Source organism: Roseofilum sp. Guam (genome assembly GCF_017746735.1).
Lineage (GTDB): Bacteria > Cyanobacteriota > Cyanobacteriia > Cyanobacteriales > Desertifilaceae > Roseofilum > Roseofilum reptotaenium.
On the sequence record NZ_JAGHZN010000125.1, the window covers coordinates 1 to 3117 of the forward strand.

At 44.0% G+C, this 3117-nt stretch carries 4 protein-coding genes; all 4 read left to right on the plus strand.

The window, feature by feature from the left end; all coding sequences use genetic code 11:
- Positions 1 to 245: hypothetical protein (locus J7529_RS24535; protein WP_318731168.1), on the plus strand; the 245-nt coding region annotated here is incomplete at its 5' end.
- 591 nt (positions 246 to 836) lie between these two features.
- Entirely contained in the window at positions 837 to 1079 is a 243-nt protein-coding gene (locus J7529_RS24540) for a hypothetical protein (protein WP_318731169.1), read from the plus strand.
- Between the two features lie 95 nt (positions 1080 to 1174).
- Positions 1175 to 2305, plus strand: coding sequence for a DUF3854 domain-containing protein (locus tag J7529_RS24545; RefSeq protein WP_318731170.1), 1131 nt, complete (start codon positions 1175 to 1177; stop codon positions 2303 to 2305).
- Positions 2235 to 3117: DUF5906 domain-containing protein (locus J7529_RS24550; protein ID WP_318731171.1), on the plus strand; the 883-nt coding region annotated here is incomplete at its 3' end. The genes J7529_RS24545 and J7529_RS24550, both read left to right, overlap by 71 nt.

Below are 3117 nucleotides of genomic sequence, written 5' to 3' on the forward strand. Positions count from 1 at the left end.
TATCACTGGGTCATTCCCAAACCATGAATGATAAATACGACAAGCACCAAACTACCAGGAATCAGGTGAACCTTCTAATGGCTGACATTTCTGAAAAATCAGAAAATCAGCGTCTGAAAGATGAACTCTCCCAAGCTCAGGAAACCATTAAATCCCTAGAGGAAACTATCCTTTTCCTGAAGAAAGAAAACGCCAGACTCAATGAACTCCTGGGAGGTAACGACGACCTTCCCAGAATTGATTAGAATGCAGGCGAATCCCCTTCTACCTGGAAGGGGTTAATTTACCTTAAAAATTTAAGGTAAAACCACTACAACACCCCTATCAACTTTTAACTTAAATTTCACCACTAGGGAGTAGGAGACTGTTGGTCTGATTAACGTTAAAAATAGATTGAAGTCTATGATATAAAATGAAATCATAAGAGAAATAAATATTGTGCACTTGCAATCAGTTTACTACTACTGCACAATAGTAATGTAGCCATTAAAAGAGTTTGCCAGAAATGGAAAACACTCACATTTAAATAGGAGGAAATATCACTATAGTCAATACGGTCTATTCGCGGGAACACCCCATTAACTAACAACATTTTAGATGGTCTAATTTATCGATATTTTAGTCCACTACTTCCCACCCTATAACACCTTAAATATTGGCGATTAATTTTAAGGTAAACGTATCAGTAAATTCTGGCGATTTAGAGTGAACGTTTACCTTAAATCTCCAATTAAAATATCACCGTTTTTTCGATGAACATTAACTTATGAATAGGAGGGTGTAGGCAAGGAAAAACAAATCAGCTAATCGCCTAAAAACAATCGTACAGTAGTGAAATGACGCACAAACGAAACACGCAAGGGCTAAAACCAATCCATTCTAAGTGGAAGTCTACTAACAAAACCAAAGCCATTAGAGTGCCAGAAAATTTGGCAGAAGATACCGAACAACCTGCTGAATCTCTAGAGCTGTCTAAGGTGAAAGAAATCCTGGATGAAGCCCTAGCTTTAAAGGCTAACGCTGGCAATAAAATTAAGGATAAGATTCGTGAAGCGCTGGAGGTGATAGAGTTACTTTAAATTACTGAAAAGTGGTGTAGAATTGCAAATGTGGGATGACCACACAAAAAAATAACCGGAGGGTCATCCCCGTCCGGCTCAAAAAAAATAAATTCATGAAAAATAATAACTTTTTTAAGGGTGGTCTCGCAACGCCCTCGATTTCCGCTTCTCCCATTGTAGCAGAAAATGAGAATCGTCTTTCCCTGGAAGAGTGGAAAGATGCAGACCTTGATGATTCCGCAATCAAACGGGATTACGAGCGATCGCTGGTAAATGTGACTGATGACAAGAAGCGTATCGCTAATTTCTTGAACAGGAAGGGCTATTACGGTTCTGGGGTTTGGTACAGCGTCCCGGCTGGGGTTGACGGGGAGATTGAGATGAATGGGATTGAAGTCAAGCCCCAGGTTAAGAAGGGAGACACTAAGTACCTAAAGCCCTCTGGGGTTTCTCCTGCTTGTTATTTCCCCAGAGGGAGGGTTAGAGATTTTGAAGGATTTACAGAACGTTACGAACATCTGATAACTGATGAGGATTGGGATACCCCTCTCATCCAATTCGTCATTGCCCACCCAGAAATCCCTGGCGTATCTTCCGAGGGAGGAAAGAAGTCTCTGGCTGGAATTTGCCTGGGACATCCCACTGTTGTATTTCCTGGTGTGGGACAATGGCATTTACCGGGAGAACCCAAGAAGCTGAAACCCTTGCTGGAGGCTCTCTACCCAGAGGGGGGTACACCAAGGGAGGCTTTGGTAACCTTTGACGCAGACTTTAGAACGAACTGGAACGTTTGGATACAACTGAAGCGGTTTAGTCAGGAGATAGGGCGCCGGGGGCATATTGTTAAAATTTGCGTTTGGGAACCCGAAAAAGAGAAAGAAGGAATGGATGATTTTATTGCCCGTGGCGGCAACTTTGACGAGGTAATTAGGTTGGCTTTAACCATCGCTGAATGGGAAAAACAATTCCCAGAACCAGAGAAAAAGGAAAAGGGGGCATCCTCTAAGAAGGACAAACCTAAAAAGAACGGGGGCGATGACCCGACACCAGTAGAATTTGCTCGTCAACTAGCAACAGAAAATCGTAACCGGTGGCGTTTTCACAATGAGCAAAAGATGTGGCGAGAGTGGAACAGTAAATACTGGGAAGCTATCCCAGAGGAAAAAATCGGTGATGCCATCCACTTTGCAGCCGAATCGTGGATTAGCTCCGATAACTGGGTGGTTTCGTCGCCAAACCCTTGAGGCAACAGCATTTCGCAACGGAGTAGTGAATCTTCGGGAGATGACAATCAAGCCCCATGACCCGGAAAATTACAACACCAGCATGATTGACCGGGACTGGTGGCAACCAGAAGGAGAAGCGATCGCCGACCCAATTGAAGCGCTGAAAACCTATTGCCCAAATATTTACGAGGCGTGGAATTACGCCATGGTAGGGGATGAAAGGAAAATCCTTAAGCTGATGGCTGTATGTAACGGTGTTATAACTTGGCGATTGTCCAAGCTTCACAAATTCATTCATTTAACGGGTAGACCTGGAACCGGAAAAGGGACATTTTCCCGAATATTATCCGCATTGATTGGGGAGGAAAATACCAAAGCCTCTAAGCTTGGCAAATTGGGTGAAGATTACCAGTTGGCGCACTTCATGGATAGTCAGTTGGTCGTACTCCCCGACGAGGAAGCTACCCACTGCGACAGCGCTATGGCTAACCTAAAGAGTCTCACGGGTGGGGATACTGTCTCATACCGCCAAATTTACGGTGAAGTTGCTTCTAGCCCTTTTCATGGAACTTTGCTCGTAATCTCCAACGGAGCGCTATTCAAGAAGTCACAGAAGGCTTTAGAGAGGCGATTATGTCTAGTGGAGTTTGATGCACCAATCGTTAATCGGAACCCCCTAGCCGAAGAGCTGATGATGAGAGAGATATCCCAGCTAACCTATTGCGTCCTCTCTATGCCCCCTCAGAGAGTTGACGACCTCATCAAAGGTGTAGGGCAATTTGCTATTGCTGATTTCAAAGCGAAAGAATGGGAACTCCTTTGCGAGGAGA